Origin of the sequence: Bacteroides sp. NGMCC 1.200775 (genome assembly GCF_040798045.1) — a bacterium.
Taxonomy (GTDB): domain Bacteria; phylum Bacteroidota; class Bacteroidia; order Bacteroidales; family Bacteroidaceae; genus Bacteroides; species Bacteroides hominis.
In genome coordinates this window covers 355,304-376,287 of record NZ_JASCQK010000005.1, presented here as the reverse complement: position 1 = coordinate 376,287, position 20,984 = coordinate 355,304, and the positions used below count along the sequence as shown (strand labels likewise).

The window sequence follows — 20,984 nt, the reverse complement described above, 5'->3', positions numbered from 1 at the left end:
TCGTTGAATAAAGGGATAAATACTGCTCAATAAACAAAAGAAACTGTTCTTTTTATGCTCCTATTGTTCACTGAACCTGTATTTCACATCTTATTGGTCAGTAATTGCTATTTATTGAATAGTTTGTTTCACACATTTCATGCAGAATTCACAAACTTTGTAGCATGATATCAGACGAAGCTACTGATTTGTATCGAAATAACCCCTAAATAATAACCATAAGTAAAAACACCCAAACATGAAAAAGATGAAAAATCTGAAAGGAGGCCTGGCAGGAATCCTGATTACCGCCGGATTACTGGCAGCATCGTGCACTTCCGATCAATCATCGTCGGCAGTAGCTATAGTGAATCGGCCCGACTGTGCACAAACCAACGTAAATTATGTAGGAAACCGCCTGCCACTGAAACCGATTAACTTCATTAAACTACCTGTAGGAAGTATCCAACCCGAAGGATGGTTAAAGAAATATCTGGAACTACAGAAAGATGGACTGACGGGGCATCTGAATGAAATCAGCGCATGGTTGGGTAAGGAGAACAATGCCTGGCTGACCCAAGGAGGAGACCATGGATGGGAAGAGGTTCCCTACTGGCTGAAAGGATATGGAAACCTGGCCTATATATTAAAGGATCAGAAAATGATCGACGAGGCCAAGATATGGCTTGAAGGTGCATTTGCCAGCCAACAGCCTGACGGATATTTCGGTCCTATCAACGAACGAAACGGAAAAAGAGAGTTGTGGGCACAGATGATCATGCTCTGGTGTCTTCAATCCTATTACGAATATTCAAATGATCAACGGGTTATTGACCTGATGACCAATTACTTCAAATGGCAACTGAGTGTACCGGATGAACAGTTTCTGGAAGATTATTGGGAAAACAGCCGTGGCGGGGACAACCTGTTAAGCGTATATTGGCTCTATAACCGTACAGGAGATCAGTTCTTACTGGAACTGGCTGAGAAAATACACCGCAACACAGCAGACTGGACCCGTCCGTCGGCATTGCCAAACTGGCACAACGTGAACATCGCGCAGTGTTTCCGTGAACCGGCTACCTATTATATGATGACGGGAGACTCGACCCTGCTGAAAGCATCTTATAATGTGCACAACCTGATCCGCCGTACTTTCGGACAAGTGCCGGGCGGTATGTTCGGTGCCGATGAAAATGCACGTATGGGATCAATTGACCCGCGCCAGGGAGTAGAAACCTGCGGATTGGTGGAACAGATGGCCTCGGACGAGTTGATGCTGTGTATGACCGGCGATCCTTTCTGGGCAGAACACTGCGAAGAGGTGGCATTCAACAGTTATCCGGCTGCCGTAATGCCGGACTTCAAGGGTTTGCGTTATATCACTTGTCCCAATCAAACTGTCAGTGACTCAAAGAACCATCATCCGGGCATCGACAACCGGGGACCTTTCCTGGCAATGAATCCCTTCAGTAGCCGTTGCTGCCAGCACAATCATGCACAGGGATGGCCTTACTATGCCGAACATCTGATTCTGGCCAGTCCGGATAACGGTATAGCAGCCGCTATGTATGCTGCCTGCAAAGCAACAGTGAAGGTGGGTGACGGAAACGAAATAACTCTTCACGAACAGACTAACTATCCTTTTGAGGAAACGATCCGGTTTACGGTAAATACTCCGAAAGCAGTAAGTTTCCCCTTCTATCTGAGAATTCCTTCATGGACAGAGGGTGCGACTATCTTTGTTAACGGCAAAAAGGTAGCGGCCAACCCCGAAGCCGGACAATATGCCTGCATCCATCGCGAATGGAAAGACAATGACCAAGTGGAAATTCAGCTGCCGATGCAACTTTCGATGCGTACATGGCAAGTGAACAAAAACAGTGTAAGCGTAGACTACGGTCCGTTGACAATGTCACTGAAAATTGACGAAGATTATGTGAAAAAGGACAGCCGCGCTACGGCTATCGGTGACTCTAAATGGCAGGAAGGCGCCGACGCCAGCCAATGGCCGACATACGAGATCTATGCAAAAACTCCTTGGAACTACGCATTAGTACTCGGCAAGGACAAACCTTTGAAAGACTTTAAAGTAGTACGCAAAGAATGGCCGGCAGATAACTTCCCGTTCACCGTAGCAAGTACACCGATTGAAGTAAAAGCTATCGGACGGAAAGTTCCTTCATGGATCATCGACCAATACGATTTGTGCAGCGAACTCCCTGAAATGGATGCACCGAAAGGAGAGAAAGAGGAAATTACACTGATACCGATGGGAGCAGCCAGGCTGCGTGTTTCCGCTTTCCCGAACACCAGAGAATAAAACTTTCTGTACCCAAACATTAATAGAAAAACACTCATGAAGAAAAAGAATACGTTTACATATCTGCTTATCGGACTGGGCCTCTGCTTCTCTTCTTTAGGAAGCGGGCTCCGGGCCGATACCCCCGAAAATTATACTAACAACCGCTATCCGTTGGTGCGCAAACCTTTTATGGAACTGCCATTGGGCAGTATCAAAGCTAAAGGATGGCTGCAGGAAATGCTGGTCAGACAGAAAAACGGGGCAACCGGGCAAATGGACAAACTGTATCCGTTAGTGATGGGCGAACGCAACGGTTGGCTCGGCGGCGACGGTGACCAATGGGAAAGAGGACCGTATTGGATTGACGGATTACTTCCACTGGCATACCTTCTGGACGACGCACAGCTGAAGGCCAAAGTACAACCCTGGATAGAATGGGCTTTAAATAGCCAGCGGGAAGACGGATTCTTTGGCCCGGCCAAAGACTATCCGGGAGAGACCGGCATACAACGGGACAACTCACACGACTGGTGGCCACGCATGGTAATGTTAAAGATACTTCAACAATATTATTCCGCCACCAATGACCAGCGGGTTATCCGGTTCATGACCAACTATTTCCGCTACCAACTGAAAACTTTACCGGAAAAACCACTGGGCAACTGGACCTTTTGGGCAGAATTCCGTGCTTGTGATAATCTTCAGGCTGTGTATTGGCTTTATAATATCACCGGAGATTCGTTCCTCCTTGATCTTGGCAAACTGATCCATAAACAGAGTTTTAGTTTTGTAGACATGGTGAACCGGGGTGACCTGAGACGCATCAACACAATTCATTGCGTCAACCTGGCGCAAGGCATCAAAGAACCTGTCATCTATTATCAACAAGAACCGGACAAGGCATATCTCGATGCAGTGAAACGTGCTTTCAGTGATATTCGCCAGTTTCACGGTCAGCCCCAGGGAATGTATGGCGGTGACGAAGCTTTGCATGGCAATAATCCAACTCAGGGTTCCGAACTTTGTTCGGCAGTGGAACTGATGTATTCGCTGGAGAAAATGGTAGAGATCACAGGTGATATTGACTTCGCCGACCATCTGGAACGGATTGCATTCAATGCACTGCCTACCCAAATTTCTGACGATTTCATGACGAAACAATATTTCCAGCAAGCTAATCAGGTAATGGTGACACGCCACCGCCGCAACTTCGATCAGGATCATGGAGGAACGGACAACTGTTTCGGACTATTGACAGGATATCCTTGTTGCGCATCGAACATGCACCAAGGATGGCCCAAATTCACGCAGAGCCTTTGGTATGCCACACCGGATGGCGGACTGGCTGTTACAGCATATGCCCCATCGGAGGTGACGGCCAAGGTAGCAGAAGGCTGCATGGTGACTTTCTGTGAAGACACTTACTATCCGATGGATGATAAAATCAGTTTCACACTCCAATCTATGGACAAGAAACGGAAAGAAGTCAACTTTGCCCTTCAGTTACGCATCCCCAAATGGTGCAAACAAGCCGGTATATCAGTCAACGGCCAGCTTCTTCAGCATGTGGAAGGTGGACGGATGGCTGTTGTAGACCGTATCTGGAAAAAAGGAGACCGCGTGGAACTACACCTGCCGATGGAAGTCACTGCCGATACCTGGTATGAAAATTCGGTAGCCATTGAACGTGGCCCATTGGTATTTGCCCTGAAGATGGAAGAGAAATGGGAAAAGAAAAAGTTTGAGGAACCTTGGTACGGCCCGTATTATTATGCAGTGACTCCAACAGAACCATGGAATTACGGTCTGGTGGACTTCAACCGCAGCAAAGCGAATGAACATGTCCGGGTAACGATTCATCCGGAAAAGCAATCTTCCATATTCCCCTGGAATAAAGAAAATGCTCCGATAGAGATACGGATGAAGGCAAGGCTGATACCGTCATGGAAACTTTACAACGAGATGGCAGGGCCTCAACCCTATTCTTTCTGTAGTGGAGGTGAGGGACCGGAAACGGAGATCACATTGATTCCTTACGGATGCACTACCTTAAGAATAACGGAATTTCCGGTAGTAGGAGCTTCCCATTGATTTCCGCAACAGACAGTGATAACAAAAACAACTTAATATTCACACATAAGCCTTCTTTCCTCTTCTCCCTGTGGGAAGGGATAGGGAGGGAAAGAGGCTTCAAACACACAATTACAATGAAAAAACTTTTAGCAGCAGCAATGCTATTCATGCTGAACAGTTGGTCTTGTTTCAGCGCAGATACTCCGCGAGCGGAGTATCCCCGTCCACAGTTCGAAAGAGAACAGTGGATCAACCTGAACGGTACCTGGACATTTGATTTTGATTTTGGAAAGTCGGGAAAAGACCGCCGCTTGCAATCGGCAGAAAAATTTGATAAAAACATTACGGTACCTTTCTGTCCGGAAAGCAAACTCTCGGGAGTGGGCTATACCGATTTCATCGAACAGATGTGGTACCAGCGCAACATCACCATTCCATCGGACTGGAACGGAAAGAAAATCTTCCTGAACTTCGGTGCCGTAGATTATTGCGCAGAGATTTTTATCGACGGTAAGTTCGTACAGCGTCACTTCGGCGGTTCATCTTCGTTCGCTGTAGACCTGACCCGTTATGTTACACCCGGAAAGACTCATAACCTGGTAGTATTTGTGCAGGACGACCTCCGCTCCGGACTCCAGACCGGAGGAAAACAATGTGGTAACTACTATTCGGGAGGTTGCTCATATACCCGTACTACCGGTATCTGGCAAACCGTATGGATGGAGGCCGTTTCAGCCAATGGACTGAAATCGGTATTCATCCGTCCGGATATCGACCAGAAGCAGTTGGTCATCGAACCGGAGTTTTACAATGAATCAGCCAACACATTGGAAGTCACTCTAAAAGACGGAAACAAAACCGTGGCCAAAAAGAGCGTAAACTGCGCCAATAGTTCAGTGGTGGTTCTACCGGTTAAGAACATGAAGCTGTGGTCGCCGGAATCTCCGTTCCTGTACGACCTCGTTTATCAGGTAAAGGATACCAAAGGCAACGTAGTGGATGAAGTAAAATCGTACGCCGGTATGCGTAAAGTACACACAGCCAACGGACGTTTTTACCTGAATAACCAGCCTTATTTCCAGCGTCTGGTACTCGATCAGGGATTCTATCCGGAAGGTATCTGGACAGCTCCGAGTGACGAAGCTTTGAAGAACGATATCGTACTGGGTAAAGAAGCCGGTTTCAACGGAGCACGCCTCCACCAGAAAGTCTTCGAAGAGAGATATTATTACTGGGCCGACAAGTTAGGCTACATCACTTGGGGAGAATCGGCAAGCTGGATGCTGGATGTAAACAAGGAACTGGCTGCCCGTAACTTCCTGGGCGAATGGAGTGAAGTCGTAGTCCGTGACCGGAATCACCCTTCGCTGGTGACCTGGACTCCTTTTAACGAAACCTGGGGTGGCGGTCCGGATGCTTATGTCCGCCTGATCCGCGACGTATACAACATCACGAAAGCCATCGACCCGACCCGTCCGGTAAATGATGCCAGTGGCGACAATCACGTGATAACAGATATCTGGAGTGTACACAACTACGAACAGGATCGTGTCAAACTGACGGAGCAGTTAAAGATGGAAGAGGGCAAAGAGCCTTATCGTAATGCACGCGACAAAGACTTTCTGGCTGTTTACGAAGGACAACCTTACATGGTTGACGAGTTCGGAGGTATCCCCTGGATGGCAGAGAAAGACCGGAAAAACTCATGGGGATACGGAGGCATGCCGGAAAATGCAGAAGCATTCTACAAACGTCTGGAAGGTCAGATCGATGCCTTTATCGCCTCACCGCACGTGACGGGATTCTGCTATACACAGCTGACCGACGTGGAACAGGAGAAGAACGGTATCTACTATTACGACCGTACTCCCAAACTGGATATGAAACGGATCAAAGCTATCTTCGAGAAAATAAAGTAAAGGAGGGAGCCTCGCGCCCGGGGATGTACCAAAACTCACCACAGAGGATACAGGGTAACACAGAGTGATTTCTAAGTCACGAATGGTTAACATGAATAACCTGTGTAACCTGTGGTGAAAAGGTCCTTGCACCCCGGGAAGCTCTCGACTGCAATCTACAATTTTACTGTTTATGCGAATCAGTAGTTGAGTTATTGTCAAGTCGCACAGCCCGCTCACCGGATTAACGCCTATGAACACCGTGCCACCTGCCCGACCACCGATCGCCATTATTTGAATATAAGTATGAGAAAATCATTCATTGCCCTCACCTTCTTGCTGGTTCCTGCCTGTTTGTCGGCACAGTTGGGAGGTAAAGTCTACCTTCAAAGAGCCGATTCACTCCTCCAACAGGTACTGTCTCTCTATGAGGTAAAAAAGTATGGATTGCTGATGGAAACTTATCCACGAAATCCGAATCAACAAATTACGTATACAGCCAACACCGGCTCAGAGGTTACCCAACAAGAAGTATCCTTTTTGTGGCCTTATTCGGCAATGGTGTCAGGCTGTGTATCGCTCTATAAAACATCCGGCGACAAAAAGTACAAGAAACTGATGGACAAACAAATCAAGCCCGGACTCGACTTGTACTGGGATACTACCCGCCAACCGGAGTGTTATCAGTCTTATCCCGCCTTTGCCGGCCAGAACGACCGTTACTACGACGACAATGATTGGGTAGCGATTGACTTCTGCGACTATTACGCAGCCACAAAGAATAAGGAATACCTGAAGAAAGCCATTGCTTTGCACGATTACATCTATTCCGGATGGTCGGACGACCTGGGAGGCGGTATCTACTGGTGCGAACAGAAAAAGGAATCAAAGAATACTTGTTCGAATGCTCCTGCAACAGTTCTCTGCATGAAGCTCTACAAACTGACCAAGGAGAAAAAATACCTCGACCAAGCCAAGGCAACTTACCAGTGGACACGTGATAACCTCCGTGACCCGTCTGATTTTGTCTACTGGGACAATAAAAATCTGCAAGGAAAAATCGGTTATGCCAAATATACGTACAACAGCGGACAGATGATCCAAGCAGGCGTACTGCTCTATCAGGCTACCGGCGACGAACAGTACCTGAAAGACGCACAGCAGACGGCCAAAGGTGCCTGCCGGCATTTCCTGAAACCGCAGCCTACGGTAAAAGGGGAAATGAAGTTCTTTCCGTCAAGTCCGTGGTTCAACGTCATCCTCTTCCGCGGCTTGAAAGCTCTTTACGAGGTTGATAAAAATGATACATACGTGAAAGCCATGATAGACAATGCGGACTATGCCTGGCAGTATACCCGTGACGAAAACGGATTGCTGAACAATGACTGGTCGGGCAACCGTAAAGACAAGTTCAAAAGCTTGCTGGAAAACTCCTGCATGATTGAGCTGTATTCGGAAATCAGCGAGCTCTGACGCCATCGGCCCACCACAGAGTTCCACAAAGTTTTAATCTCTTGTTTAACTAAGAAATAGATTCCCTGTGGAACTCTGTGTCCTCCGCGTGGTTGACCGATTCACGTTAAAATAGCCTAAACTTGACCCTCTCCGCCTTCAGCCCCCTCAAAAGGTATCTATATTTGTAACGTTGTTGTAAACCCCAAGCCTATGAAACTCATACATATCCCGTTGCTCTTGCTGGCACTCATCTGCTGTCCGGCTTGTCAAAACAAAAAAGCTCCCGCATCCAAGGAGGTCCCTTCCGGAGCCACCTATACCAACCCCCTACTGCCCGTGGGAGCAGAACCATGGGCTGTTTTTCATGAAGGCAAGTATTACTATACACAAGGAGCCGAGAATAAAATCATCCTTTGGGAAACGAATGATATCACCGATCTGGAGCATGCAACCCGGAAAGAGGTGTGGATACCGAAGGAGGTGTCCAGCTCGTATCACCTTTGGGGACCGGAAATACACCGGATTGACGGAAAATGGTACGTATACTTCGCCGCGGACGACGGCAATATGGACAATCACCACATCTATGTGATCGAAAATGTCTCAGCCAACCCGCTGGAGGGTGAGTTTGTGATGAAAGGGCGGATCAAAACGGACAAAGACGATAACTGGGCAATCCATGCCAGTACGTTTGAGCATCGGGGTGAACGCTACCTCATCTGGTGCGGATGGCCCAAACGACGGATCGAGACCGAAACCCAATGCATCTACATAGCCAAAATGGAGAATCCATGGACACTCTCGTCGGACAGGGTGATGATTTCGGAACCGGAGTATGAATGGGAACGTCAATGGATTTCGCCCGACGGCAGTAAAACGGCCTATCCGATCCATGTCAACGAAGCCCCACAGTTCTTTGAGTCGAAAAACAAGGACAAAGTGCTGATATACTACTGTGCAAGTGGAAGTTGGACCCCTTATTACTGCATCGGACTGCTGACTGCCGATGCCGGCAGCGACCTGACAGACGCAGCATCGTGGAAGAAGCTGGACACGCCTGTCTTTGAACAACAACCCGAAGACAGTGTCTTCGGACCGGGCAGCCCTTCTTTCGTACCTTCGCCGGACGGAAAGGAGTGGTATATGCTTTATCATGCCCGAAGAATCCCGAATGACGCTCCGGGCGCAACAGACTCACGCAGTCCCCGCCTGCAAAAAATAAGCTGGGATGCCGATGGAATGCCTCTCCTGGGAAAACCTCGCAAAGAAGGGATCAGTGAGAAGTGAAAGACACCTCTCCGGCCAGCATTTCATTTGTAAAAATTAAAGACCATCCCGACTTCTATCTTTAAAAGCGGAAACAGAGGGTACCGGACGCTACTCCCCTCTCCGCCCCGATCACTCTTTCTCCCCAAACACCGGCCAAAAACCGCCCCACAGCACCTTCCTGAAGGAGTCGGATTTACGTATAGGCGGAAGTAAATTTACGTGTACGCGGAAGCAAATTTGCGTGTACACGTAAATCCGCCCCTCTACGGGAGGCCTCCGAAAGGCCGGGCCAAGCCATCCTTCAGTAAATGGTTTCGTAAAATATTATTCATCGCAGAGGATGATCAATGATAATCCTTAGGCAACACTCCAAACTGAATCTTAAAGCATTTGGCAAAATAAGACGAAGAACTGAAACCAATCTGCTCACACACGTCAGTAATGCGTACCCCGTTTTTCAATAACTCGGCAGCCTTGTTCAGGCGGATCGTCTTCAGATAGTCATTGGGCGGCATGCCGGCCAGTGCCTTTATCTTGCGATAGAAGTTGGAACGGCTCATATTGAGGGACTCCGCCAATGTGTCGACAGAGAAATGCTCATCAGAGAGCTGCGCCTCGACGGCTGCCCGCACTTTAGCCATCAGTTCACAATCTTTCTGCGAAACGGAATATTCTACGAGACTGACAGGCGAAGCTCCACTGTTGCCGGACAATTCGGTCATCATTTTATGGAACGACTGGCGCAACTTCAGCAGGTTTTCAATCTGTTTGTGCAACTGGCGGATGGAGAACGGCTTTTCGATATACACGTCCGCTCCATACTCAAAACCTTCAACCTTAGCTTCCAACGTAGTTTTTGCCGTCAGCAGGATGACAGGAATATGGGAGTATTCAATATCTGTCTTGACTTTAGCCGTCAACTCCAAACCATTCATCTCAGGCATCATCACGTCGCTGACAATCAAGTCTACCGTTTCATTGGCAAGCACTTCAAGCGCCTGCCGGCCGTTCTGGGCTTTCAGGACCTTAAACCAGGTGCTCAGTGACTCCCGCGTCAGATTCAACAGATCTACGTTATCTTCTACCAGCAGGATGGTAAACTTACTGCCCGGCGCCTCGGCAACCGATCCTTCGGCAACCGGATTCTGACTTTCCGGTATCAGCACTTCGGGCTCTTCAGAAGCCACCTCCTCGCCCCAAGGCAAAGTGAGCACGAAAGAAGAACCGCCATACACGCTGTCCTCAAGACTTAACGTACCATGATGTGCTTCGGCCAACGACTTGGAGAAGGCCAGTCCAATGCCTGTACCCACCGCACCCGACTTACCGTCCTTCACCTGGTAGAAGGCCTCAAACACTTTCTGCTTCTCTCCATCCGGAATACCCGGACCGTCATCGCTCACCGAAACCCGGAAACCTTCACCGGAAGATACCAATTTAATGTCGATACGGCTCTGGGCATATTTCACCGCATTACCTATCAGGTTGACAATAATCTTACAGACCTTTTCGCGATCCACCGAGGCAAAGATCTCACCTTCCGGGAGATCAAGCATCACCGAGATGCCTTTCAGTTCGGCAGGGCTTGTAAACTGCCCATAAACATCGCTTACCAGCTGATTAATATCACACTTCTTCAGATTCAACTGTACTCCGCCGTTCTCCATCTTCTGAAAATCAAGCAGTTGATTGGTGACTCCCAAAAGGTAATTGACATTCCGATCGATCACCGACAGGTACTTGGCATCCCGTCCTTCCCGTTTATCTTCCAGCAACCTTTCAAGAGGAAGACGGATCAGACTCAACGGGGTGCGGATTTCGTGCACCAGATTGATGAAGAAACTAATTTTTGATTTGTAGACTTCCTTCTCCTTTGCAGTCTGATACTCTTCCATCCGGTGTTTGTACTTCTTCTTCACATGCCGGTTCCATCGCCAGCCTGCATAATAGGCAAATCCGATCAGAAGAAGCGTATAGATGCAGTATGCCCATGTAGTCAGCCACCATGGAGGCGTGATTACAATCAGGAGAGAGGTAGTCTGGTCATTCCACTTATGATCATTATTCGAGCCTCTTACTTCAAACACATATTTGCCCGGAGGCAAATTGGTGTAAGAAGCCGTATTCAGTTCTGAATTGACCACCCACTCTTTGTCCACCCCTTTCAAGCGGTAGGAATAACGGTTCTTCAACGGATCTTCGTAACTCAAGGCAACGAAGCTAACTGAGAAAGTATTATATTCGTAAGGCAACGTAATGGTCTTGGCACGATAAAGAGGCTCTTCCAGATGAAGAATATCCTGTACCACCCGTTCATCTGTCGTATAGGGCAGACGTATTTCGGTGATATATACAGAAGGGATGTACTGGTTATCCATGAACTGGTCGGGAACAAAAGAATTGAACCCACTGATTCCGCCGAAATAAAGCTTGCCGCTTGCCGTCTTCAAAGATGACTGGGCAGTGAACTGGTTACCTTGTAGACCGTCATTGACCGTGAACTGGCGGAAATGCTGCTTGGTGATCGGGTTAATCGTTATCAGTCCCGCATTGCTTGATATCCAGAAATCGCCCGTCTTATCCTGCTCGATGGAGTAGATGACCCGATTGGGCAATATGGTATTGTCCGGATCAAAGTCAACGAATGTCTCCGTCTTCGGATCAAATGAACAAAGTCCTCCACCGTTCGTACCAACCCACATGGTACCTTTCAAGTCCTCAAACAGTGTAATCACGGAGTTGTTGGTAATGGTAGTCGAATCATTCCTTTCGTGCTGGAAATGTTTCCAGTGTCCGTTTCGTGTGTTAAAGCGGAACACCCCACTGTTGGATGTGCCAATCCACAAATTGTCATACATGTCCTCCAGAATATCGACCACAGATACCATCGATCCTACCGTAGTGATGGTTGAAAAGTTATCTTCCTGAGGATTGTAACGGCACAGCCCCCAACTGGTCCCGACAAAAATATCTCCGCTGCGATCTTTGTAGACAGCCAGAACATCGTCACTGCAAATCGTGTTCGGGGTGTCCTGCAGATGATTGTACGACTTCACATGCCCGGTCCGGAGATCGAGTACCTTCAACCCTTCGGCATAAGTGCCTATCCACAGACGGTCACCATCCAGCAACAAAGAGCGTATGTCATATTTCTTGTCTGCTTTCCCACCGATCGGATAAGCGGTCAACTGATGAGTGGACACGTCGAAGAAACATAAACCATCGCGAGTGCCCACCCAGATATTTCCTGCGGCATTCTCACAGAAAGGACCTACCACTTTCCCGGCAGTTACCCCTCCATCCCGGTAGACAGGAGGATAATAGTCGAATCTTTTGGTAGGTTTAGCCAGATAATTCACTCCTCCGAGATTGGTCAGTACCCAGATTCCACCTTCCGCATCACGCATCATCGCATTGATCGACTGGTCACTCAGGCTTCTGGGGTCTGACGGGTTATCGATCCGCGAAAAAGTTTTATCACGCAAGTCAAAAAGGTAAAGCCCGTTGTCAGTGCCTACCAGAAGTTCTGTTTCCGAATAACTCAGCAGGCAGCGGATAACACCGAAATTCAGATGGGAGGCATTATAACTGTCCAGCTTTCCGGTGCGCTCGTTCAGGCAATACAGCAGATTGCTTCCGGCTCCGAACCAAATATCGCTGCGAATATCGAGCAAACAGTTAATGCGGTAATTATCGGGATTATTCCCCGCGGATAAAAGAGGATAAGACTGTAGAAATTTGCCGCTCTCATCGAAGCAAAGCAAGCCCTCCTGTAAGGAGGAAGCATAAATGTGGCGGGAGTTACTTTCACAGACATCCCATACAAAAGAAGTCTGAAGGCTGTTTTGTGTCAGCACATCGGTCTTAGGATCATAGACAAACAATCCCTGCCCCAGAGTGGCAATCCAGATCAATCCGCTCTCGGTCTTTATGATTTTCTTAATCTCACTGCTGATAAAGACTCCATAGCGGGTTTTCTTGTCGAAATAGCTGAAACGGTCATGTTCCCGGTCATATATATAAAGTCCCCAGTTAGTTCCCACCCATATATTCTGATTCTCTTCCTCAAAAAGCGCCTGCACAAAGTTATTCTCCAACGAGAACTTATCATTCAGGATATTCCTGTAAACCTTGTTGCCCCGCCCATTATAACAATTTAAACCGTCGCTCGTGCCCAGCCAGATAAAGCCATAGCTGTCTTGCATGGCACACCAGACTGTGTTATGTGATAATCCGTCTTCTACCTGATACTTCTTAAAAGAGAAATAGGAGAATGCCTGTAACGGTGTTATCCCCAAAGCAAATAAAGTAATTAGTAGAGTGATGATTCGCATGTGTTGTATTCATTTAAGATTTAAAAAACGACTTGTTGTTATTGTATGTGCCTATTTACCCAATGAAAGCGTCACCGGTTCAACCACGGTTCGGGGTTCAACTTATCCCTCTCTCTGCGCAATTGGAAATGAAGGACAGTCCGCCCATTGTCACTGCCATCTGAGAAAATCGGACCGATAGCCTGCTTGGTGGTTACCGTATCACCGGATTTCACAGAAGCAGACGAGAGGTTACAATATACCGAAATGTAATCCCCGTGACGTATCAGTACATTAAAAAGCCCGTTCAACTGGAACACGGCTGCTACTTTACCATCGAAGATAGCACGTGCCTGTGCACCCGGCTTGCCTTGTATATCAATTCCTTTATTATCGAGTTTCACATTACGTAACCCTTCCACGGCATATTGTCCGTAATGGCTGGTAATGATGTAAGGACCTGTGATAGGCATCGGCAGTTTGCCCCGGTTGCTCACGAAATTACCCGAAAGTTCCCGGTCGGCCTTACTCATAGTGAAACGTTCCAGAGGCGCCGCCTTTTTCTTTGCCGGAGCAGTGCCGCTTCCCGTTGAGGAGGTCTTGTCCTCTTTGGCAGCCGCTTTCCGGCGGGCGGCTGCTTCCCGGCGAGCTTCTTCTTCGGCACGCTTGCGGGCACGCTCTATCTCTTCTGCGATCAGCTTGTCGATTTTTGCATTCAGTTGGTTAGCCTCACGCCGTTTTTTATTAATTTCGCTTTGCAGCCCCTTCTGTTTCTTCTGAAGGCTGGCCACCATCTCACGTTTCTCTTTCTCCTGTGCTTCCAGTTTAGCCTTTTCGCCCTCCCGTTCACGCAACAGGTTTTCTTTAGCGGCTTTCACCTGCTGAAGTTCTTTCTTCTTACGGTTCACCTGTTCCTGTTTCTTCAAGATCTCTTCTCCCTGCAGACGTTGATAAGTGGCATATTCTCTCACATAACGGAGGCGCCGGTAAGTCTGTCCAAGGCTTTTCGCAGAAAAAATAAACATCAGTTTCTCTTCAACCGATTTATTCTTATACAAGTACTGTACGGATGACTCATATTTCTTCTTTTTATCTTTTAAGTCACGCTGAAGCCCTCTGAGCTGACGCTCCAATCCGGAGATTTCTCTACCGACAGCCTCTACGTCATTGTTCATGGCAATGATATAGCGCTTTCTCTCCTCTATCTGTCCGGTAAGGGCGGCAAGCCCGTTCAACTGGCTGCCTACATCTTTCTTCGTATTCTTCAGCAATGACTCAGTCTCCGCAATCTGTTGTTGCAAGGCACCACGCTTACTCTCCAGCTCCTTAATCAGTTTATTGGACTGAGCTGAAACAACAGTTGTCAAACAAAGACAGCTTACCAGAATCAAAAGAAAGCGGTTCATAGTTTCATCAGCATTTTTAGCAAGTCTTCCAATGCCACCTGAGTATATCTGGATGATACCTCGGTGGGGATTAACTCAAATTCGGCGGTCGAAAAATCAGACAGTCTCACTTTGGCTTTCTCCAAAGAAGGAATCCCCAATTCACGTCCTGTAAGCTCTTTCTTCTCTCCCGGAAGGGAAGCCTTGAACAAAAGTTTCTCTAACCGGTCGAAATCGGCATTCTCAGGCAATAACTCTTTCAGTTCATCACGGGTTGCCCGTACATAACGTTTATTCATACGGTCTATCAGCAATACTTCATCCGGAGTGACCTCCATGCGCATTACTTCCGAACGGAACACCGGCATCAGGACAGACAGCTGAATCCGTTCGCCACTTTTCATTTTCATACTGCCACTTACAGTAATACTGCCGTTTTTGTTAGGCACTGTCAGCTGCAGCTTAGACGAAAGGTAAGCCGGTTCCACCGGTGCGGTCTTGACAACCTTCGATGTTTTACAACCCGCAAGCAGCATTACCAAAAGTAGTAAAGGCAGCAGGTATGACTGTCTGATAACAGATTTCTTAAACATACATCCTTTCATTCCGCAATGTATTTCTTCTTTTCTATTTTCTGTTTAAGTGTTTTCGATTCAGTACCCAGTTCGAGTGCTTTCTTCCAATATTTCAAGGCACCTTCTACGTCACCGGTCATAAAATAGATATCCCCGCAATGTTCAAACACCACGCTGCTCTCTTCTTCCGGTTTGGTATTCTTGATGGCATCGTCAATATAGATACGGGCCTCAGCATAGTTTCCTTTCTCAAAAAGAATCCAGGCATAAGTATCCAGATAGGTCGCATTGCTCGGTGCGGCTTTTACGGTTTTATAACTCATCTCCTCCGCCTTATCGAGATCCCTGCGCTCTACCGATAAATAATAAGCATAATTATTTAGTGCACCGATATTGGACGGATTGTATACCAAAGCCGAATCATACGCTGCATACGCCTCCTTCATCAACTTTTTGGTATGATATACATCACCCGTAATTGTATAGAAATCGGAGACCATTTGCTTGTCACTCTCCGGAGTGACATGTTCCAGTGCTTTCAGGCTGACTTCCAGTACATCGTCCCAACGTTCGGCCTGATTATATGCAATAGCCAGATAAAAATAAAACTCCAAGGCATCCGGAGTTGCTTCAATCCCCGGCTCACAGATCTTAATCACCTGTTCATAATCATTCTTTCGGATGGCGGAACCTAATAAAGTCATGCGTGCAGCTTTATTGGTAGGATCTATCTGTACTACTTGTTCCAATACCGGAATAGACTGTGCCTCCATCCCTTTGGATAGTAGATACTGTGCATAAAGCATCGGAATTTGCGCGTCGTCCATATCCATTTGCATCATCCGGTCAAACAGTCCGATAACCTGTGTACTGTCTTTTCCCTCCTGTTCGCTCTGGACGATAAACTGCCTCATCACATTCACCTTTGTATCCGAAGGAACTTTCCGGTTCAGTAGCAAAGTATCCATCTGTTGTTCAAACAGTTCTTTCTGTCCGGTCTGCTCGTAATACGAAGCCAATGAAAACAATGCCATCGGATTGTCCGGTTCTGCGGCAAGTACTTTCTTATAAGTATCATAAGCTTCCTGCTTCTTGCCATTCTGCATATAGACATCGCCCAGAATCACCTGATAGCGGTAGTCCATCGGATACTCATTGACCAGACTCTCTATTTCTTCAAAAGCCTTTTTGTCATCCTTCATTTGCAGATAGATACGAAACTTCTCCATTGTAATCTGCTCATTCTTCCCCATTTTTTCCTCTATACGGTTTAGGGTAGAAATAACTTTGCCATAGTCTTCCTTCTGATTATATAAATCGAGCAGGTTGAACAACGGATCTTGTTTAGCGGGAAAACGTGTCGCCATCTTTTCGAGTATTCCGATCGCTTTTTCTTTCTGATCCTGCTGTTGGTACAGACTGGCCAATGCCTGACTATACCAATAATTATCAGGAGCATAAGCAACTGCTTTCTCCAATGCTTCCTGCCCCTGCGGCACTTGTTTAAGAAAAAGATAATACTGGGAAATCTCGTATAGAGCTGCCGAACCGGTTGGATTAATAGCCAAACAATGTTGTAACAGGTCGAAGGCGGCCGTATACTCCTTTTTCACTTTCAGACGCGATGCTTCAAGAAAGAAATAGTCATATTTACGTTGCTGCTCCGGAGCGAGTTTTATCTCCTGAACGGCAGCTTGCCCTGACGGTTTCTCCACCTTACGGGATGAACCACAGGAGGCAAACAGAAGCAACAGCACTCCGAAAAGCAATTTATCTATCTTCATTTTACTACAATTATTGATTCAATCGAACTTCTATCCTCTTCCGGTATGCCCGAAGCCACCTGCACCCCGTTCCGTTTCGTCCAAGATCTCTACTTCTTGCCACATCGCCTGCTCATGACGTGCAATCACCATCTGTGCAATACGTTCCCCATCTTCAATGACAAACGTCTCAGCCGAAAGATTCACCAGGATAATACAAATCTCCCCACGATAATCGGCATCAATTGTTCCGGGAGAATTCAAGACAGTAATCCCTTTCTTCAAAGCCAGTCCGCTCCGAGGACGAATTTGCGCTTCAAATCCCTGTGGAAGAGCGATAAACAGTCCTGTAGGAACCAGACACCGTTGCATCGGATCTAAAGAAATCGGTTCGGAAATATTAGCGCGGATGTCCATTCCTGCAGAAAGTTCGGTTGCATATGCCGGAAGCGGATGCTTCGATTTATTGATTACTTGTACGTTCATATTCAGTATGTTTACTATTTAACGGGCGAAAATACGCAATTTGAGCCTAAAATTCATACTTTTGCAGTTAAATAATGTGCAAATACCCAATTGTAAAGATCATGATGGACTGGAAAAGATTGATTTCAGCTAAACGTTTCGGCATGGAAGAGTTTCACGAGGAGCGTCAGGAAAACCGTTCGGAATTTCAGCGGGACTACGACCGCCTTGTTTTTTCTGCCCCTTTCAGAAGGTTACAGAACAAAACACAGGTTTTTCCGCTCCCGGGCAGTATATTTGTTCACAACCGATTGACGCATAGTCTTGAAGTATCTTGCGTGGGACGCTCTTTGGGCAATGATGTATCAAAAGCGATCCTCACACGGCAACCCCAATTACAAGACTCTTTTCTGCCGGAGATAGGCTCTATTGTTTCTGCCGCCTGCCTGGCACACGATTTGGGTAACCCTCCCTTTGGACACTCCGGCGAAAAAGCGATTTCCACTTTCTTCTCGGAAGGTAAAGGAACACGGCTGCAAGATCAGCTTTCACCGATGGAATGGGATGATTTGACACATTTTGAAGGAAATGCCAACGCTTTCCGCTTATTGACACACCAGTTTGAAGGACGCCGGAAAGGGGGATTCGTACTAACTTATTCTACCCTGGCTTCTATTGTCAAATATCCTTTTTCATCGAGCCTTGCAGGAAACAAGTCCAAGTTCGGTTTTTTCACGACCGAAGAAGAAGGATTCCGCCGCATCGCAACGGAACTGGGACTTATCCAGATTAGTGATCAGCCATTAAAATACGTACGCCATCCATTAGTTTACCTCGTAGAAGCAGCCGATGACATCTGTTACCAAATGATGGATATCGAGGATGCCCACAAGTTGAAAATCCTGACTACGGAAGAGACTAAGGAGCTGCTTCTGGCTTATTTCACAGAGGAACGCCAATCACGTATTCGTAAAACGTTCAACATTGTCAACGACACAAACGAACAGATAGCCTACCTCCGTTCTTCTGTCATTGGCCTGCTGATCAAGGAATGTACCCGGGCATTCTTAGATAACGAAACCGAAATCCTTTCCGGCACATTTGAAGGACCTCTTATCAAGCACATCTCGGAGCGTCCGGAAAAAGCATACAAACATTGCTCGGAAGTATCGTTTAAGAAGATTTACCGTTCACGGGACGTACTGGACATTGAGTTAGCAGGTTTCCGGGTCATCAACACGCTCCTTGAATTAATGATAGATGCTGTCACTTCGCCGGAGAAAGCCTATTCACAGCTGCTTATTAACCGCGTATCAGGGCAATATAATATAAAAGCGCCTGCACTCTACGAAAGAGTACAGGCGGTGCTTGATTATATTTCGGGCATGACCGATGTCTTTGCCCTGGATCTTTATCGTAAAATTAACGGGAACAGTCTTCCTGCGGTGTAACCACTTTCGGAGTGAAAACTTTATTTACACCGGAAGTTATCTGGCAGTCTTCCGGATCGTTCTTAACAAACGATTCGATGTGACGCATGCGCTTTTCTTCAAGAATTTCGTCTACAGCAATCAGGATACCGGTTTCCTCCACATCTCCAAATCCATAATTAATAGCCGTGCCAAACATACGCATAGTCGGGCTCAGACTCATATAAGCATTTACCAGAGGGGGGATATTAAAGCCAAGCTTACGGATCTCACCGTTCAGTATCCGATAATCATCTTTAAATGAATCTTTGCAGAAGATTCTCGCCAGTTCCGCCTCTTCTGTTTCCATCTCAAGCGGTTTCATCGGGGTAATGAGTCCGTCTTTATCCCCAAAATGTTTCTTCAGGAAATACAGAATCATGTCTCTCCCCTGACGGTGATAACTGGGATACATGGTTACTTTACCAAAGAAATATTTCACATTCGGCATAACTACTGTCAATGCTCCCAATCCGTCCCACAAATTATCCAAGGCAAATAATCCCTTGCTTCCGGCACGGGTTGACTGATATTCCAACGTAACGAACGAACGTCCAAGTTCAATAGTCGTAGGCAGGAACTCCTTCACAAATTTATCCGAGAAATTAAACATGTGTGAAGTAGCGAGAACCGGCGCACCATGCTCGTCAAAACGTACGTCTGTCCCCAGAATGTACCGATAACCTCCCAGAATTTCTTCTGCTTCAGGATTCCAGACAATCAATTGTTTATACGGATTCTCCATGGTGTCATACTCATCGATATCCATCGATAATCCCGTACCGCCTCCTGCTGCCCGAAAAGCAATCTCACGCAAACGCCCGATCTCCCGCATAATATTGGGAGAATCCTGATAAGTAATAATATATATCTGGTTATTACTCTTATTGGTCATACGTAGCCGCTTGTCTTCAGTCAACTCAGCTTTAATCAGCTCCTTGCTTACCGGTTCAATAACTTCTTCCATATACTTTGTTAGTAGTTGTTCCTTAATCTGTTACAGTTTATACACGATATCTTTCACATACTGTGCCCACTCTGCCGGAGTTTTCGATTTATCGAAAGTCTGCCATGGAATGGGTTTACCGAAAGTGACAGTAAATGTTTTATGACGATTTTTCAGCATCTCGTCTGCCAAATAAAGCATAGCAATATTGAATTTGATCCCCAGTGTCTTGCAGACATTAGCCAAATTATAAAAGAAATCAGAATTACGACCCTCAAAATGGACAGGAACCACATCACGCTGGAACTGGACACTTTTTACGATAAATGTTTTCTTCCAGTCAGGGTCCCGGATCACTCCATTCCGACGCCGGGAACAGAGTCCCGCAGGAAACATAATGAGTTGGTCATCCGACTTGAATCCGGCTTCTACCATCTTCGGAAAATCTTTGGCCTGCTTGCCCGTTTTATTAATAGGAATACACAAGGGTGCCAATCCGCGAAGATTCATCAACAAATCATTTACCAGATACTTCACCTTCCCGTCAAAACGGCGTCCCAAAATATACCCGAGAGAAACTCCGTCCTGTCCTCCCAACGGATGATTGGACACAAACGTATATAAACCATCTTTCGGAATATTTTCCAGTCCTTTCACATCCAGCTTTGCATCCAGAAACTCAAGACAAGCCTCCAGAAAATCCACTCCCACTTTATCTTTTGAGTCGCGCAGAAAAACGTTTAGTTCCTCCTGATGAACGATTCTCTTCAGATAGGAGACGACAAACTTTGGTATGTACTTGGAGTGCTTCGGAGCTTTCGTCTGAAGTATCTTATCAATATCTATTAAAAATAAAGAGTCGTCAGCCATTCTTTTTAGATGAAATGATTGCGCAAAATTAACTGTTCTTTTTTATTAATCGCAATAAATCGGTAGAAAATGCAGATTTTGTCCTATCAAAAAAAGAAAAAGAAGGCGATTTATGAGAAAATGGAGAAGAAAAAAGAGAAGAAAGAGTGCTAATAATCAAGCGATAAAGAACAATACACAAAAGAAGGCCATGCCCGAAGACGGGAGTTTAAACTTCCC

Annotated in this window: 13 protein-coding genes; 6 read left to right on the top strand and 7 right to left on the bottom strand. The window is 46.6% G+C overall.

Annotation, left to right across the window (positions count from 1 at the left end; translation table 11 throughout):
- Positions 1–238: 238 nt before the first annotated feature.
- The 5 genes from QK890_RS15340 (at position 239) to QK890_RS15320 (ending at position 8,997) form a co-directional block, all read left to right on the top strand.
- Positions 239–2,302 carry a beta-L-arabinofuranosidase domain-containing protein gene (locus QK890_RS15340; protein WP_032540383.1) on the top strand — a complete coding sequence of 688 codons (2,064 nt, stop codon included), beginning with the start codon at positions 239–241 and terminating at the stop codon, positions 2,300–2,302.
- A 36-nt stretch (positions 2,303–2,338) separates the two neighbouring features.
- Entirely contained in the window at positions 2,339–4,375 is a 2,037-nt protein-coding gene (locus tag QK890_RS15335; protein WP_367627441.1) for a beta-L-arabinofuranosidase domain-containing protein, read from the top strand.
- Between the two features lie 116 nt (positions 4,376–4,491).
- On the top strand, positions 4,492–6,276 hold the full coding sequence (locus QK890_RS15330; protein WP_367627440.1) for a glycoside hydrolase family 2 protein: 1,785 nt from the start codon (positions 4,492–4,494) through the stop codon (positions 6,274–6,276).
- A 285-nt stretch (positions 6,277–6,561) separates the two neighbouring features.
- The gene (locus QK890_RS15325; protein WP_220653886.1) at positions 6,562–7,728 is read left to right on the top strand and encodes a glycoside hydrolase family 76 protein; all 1,167 of its coding nucleotides are present in this window, start codon (positions 6,562–6,564) and stop codon (positions 7,726–7,728) included.
- A gap of 192 nt (positions 7,729–7,920) precedes the next feature.
- Complete coding sequence (locus QK890_RS15320) at positions 7,921–8,997, top strand: family 43 glycosylhydrolase (RefSeq protein WP_122296257.1); 1,077 nt, start codon at positions 7,921–7,923, stop codon at positions 8,995–8,997.
- A 326-nt stretch (positions 8,998–9,323) separates the two neighbouring features.
- Here the strand turns inward: QK890_RS15320 and QK890_RS15315 are convergent, their stop codons facing one another.
- The 5 genes from QK890_RS15315 to dut all read right to left on the bottom strand — a co-directional run bounded on the left by QK890_RS15315 (position 9,324) and on the right by dut (position 17,501).
- Positions 9,324–13,313, bottom strand: coding sequence for a two-component regulator propeller domain-containing protein (locus QK890_RS15315; RefSeq protein ID WP_367627439.1), 3,990 nt, complete (start codon positions 13,311–13,313; stop codon positions 9,324–9,326).
- Between the two features lie 71 nt (positions 13,314–13,384).
- Positions 13,385–14,698, bottom strand: a complete 1,314-nt coding sequence (locus QK890_RS15310) for a murein hydrolase activator EnvC (protein ID WP_005822790.1) — start codon at positions 14,696–14,698, stop codon at positions 13,385–13,387.
- Positions 14,695–15,282 carry a DUF4292 domain-containing protein gene (locus QK890_RS15305; RefSeq protein WP_005812113.1) on the bottom strand — a complete coding sequence of 196 codons (588 nt, stop codon included), beginning with the start codon at positions 15,280–15,282 and terminating at the stop codon, positions 14,695–14,697. The genes QK890_RS15310 and QK890_RS15305 overlap by 4 nt, the downstream gene beginning before the upstream one ends.
- Positions 15,279–17,036 (bottom strand): tetratricopeptide repeat protein, encoded by a 1,758-nt coding sequence (locus QK890_RS15300; RefSeq protein ID WP_367627438.1) that lies wholly within the window; start codon positions 17,034–17,036, stop codon positions 15,279–15,281. The genes QK890_RS15305 and QK890_RS15300 overlap by 4 nt, the downstream gene beginning before the upstream one ends.
- A gap of 30 nt (positions 17,037–17,066) precedes the next feature.
- Positions 17,067–17,501, bottom strand: coding sequence for a dUTP diphosphatase (dut, locus tag QK890_RS15295; RefSeq protein WP_032541624.1), 435 nt, complete (start codon positions 17,499–17,501; stop codon positions 17,067–17,069).
- A gap of 101 nt (positions 17,502–17,602) precedes the next feature.
- Here dut and QK890_RS15290 point away from each other — a divergent pair, with 101 nt between their 5' ends.
- Positions 17,603–18,931 (top strand): deoxyguanosinetriphosphate triphosphohydrolase, encoded by a 1,329-nt coding sequence (locus QK890_RS15290; protein WP_032531048.1) that lies wholly within the window; start codon positions 17,603–17,605, stop codon positions 18,929–18,931.
- On the opposite strand, the gene QK890_RS15285 is transcribed toward QK890_RS15290, so the two are convergent.
- Positions 18,903–19,916 (bottom strand): GNAT family N-acetyltransferase, encoded by a 1,014-nt coding sequence (locus tag QK890_RS15285; RefSeq protein WP_005822786.1) that lies wholly within the window; start codon positions 19,914–19,916, stop codon positions 18,903–18,905. The genes QK890_RS15290 and QK890_RS15285 overlap by 29 nt on opposite strands.
- Positions 19,917–19,946: 30 nt before the next feature.
- A complete protein-coding gene (locus QK890_RS15280; RefSeq protein WP_005812123.1) occupies positions 19,947–20,765 on the bottom strand; it encodes a 1-acyl-sn-glycerol-3-phosphate acyltransferase in 819 nt (272 codons plus the stop codon).
- Positions 20,766–20,984 lie beyond the last annotated feature (219 nt).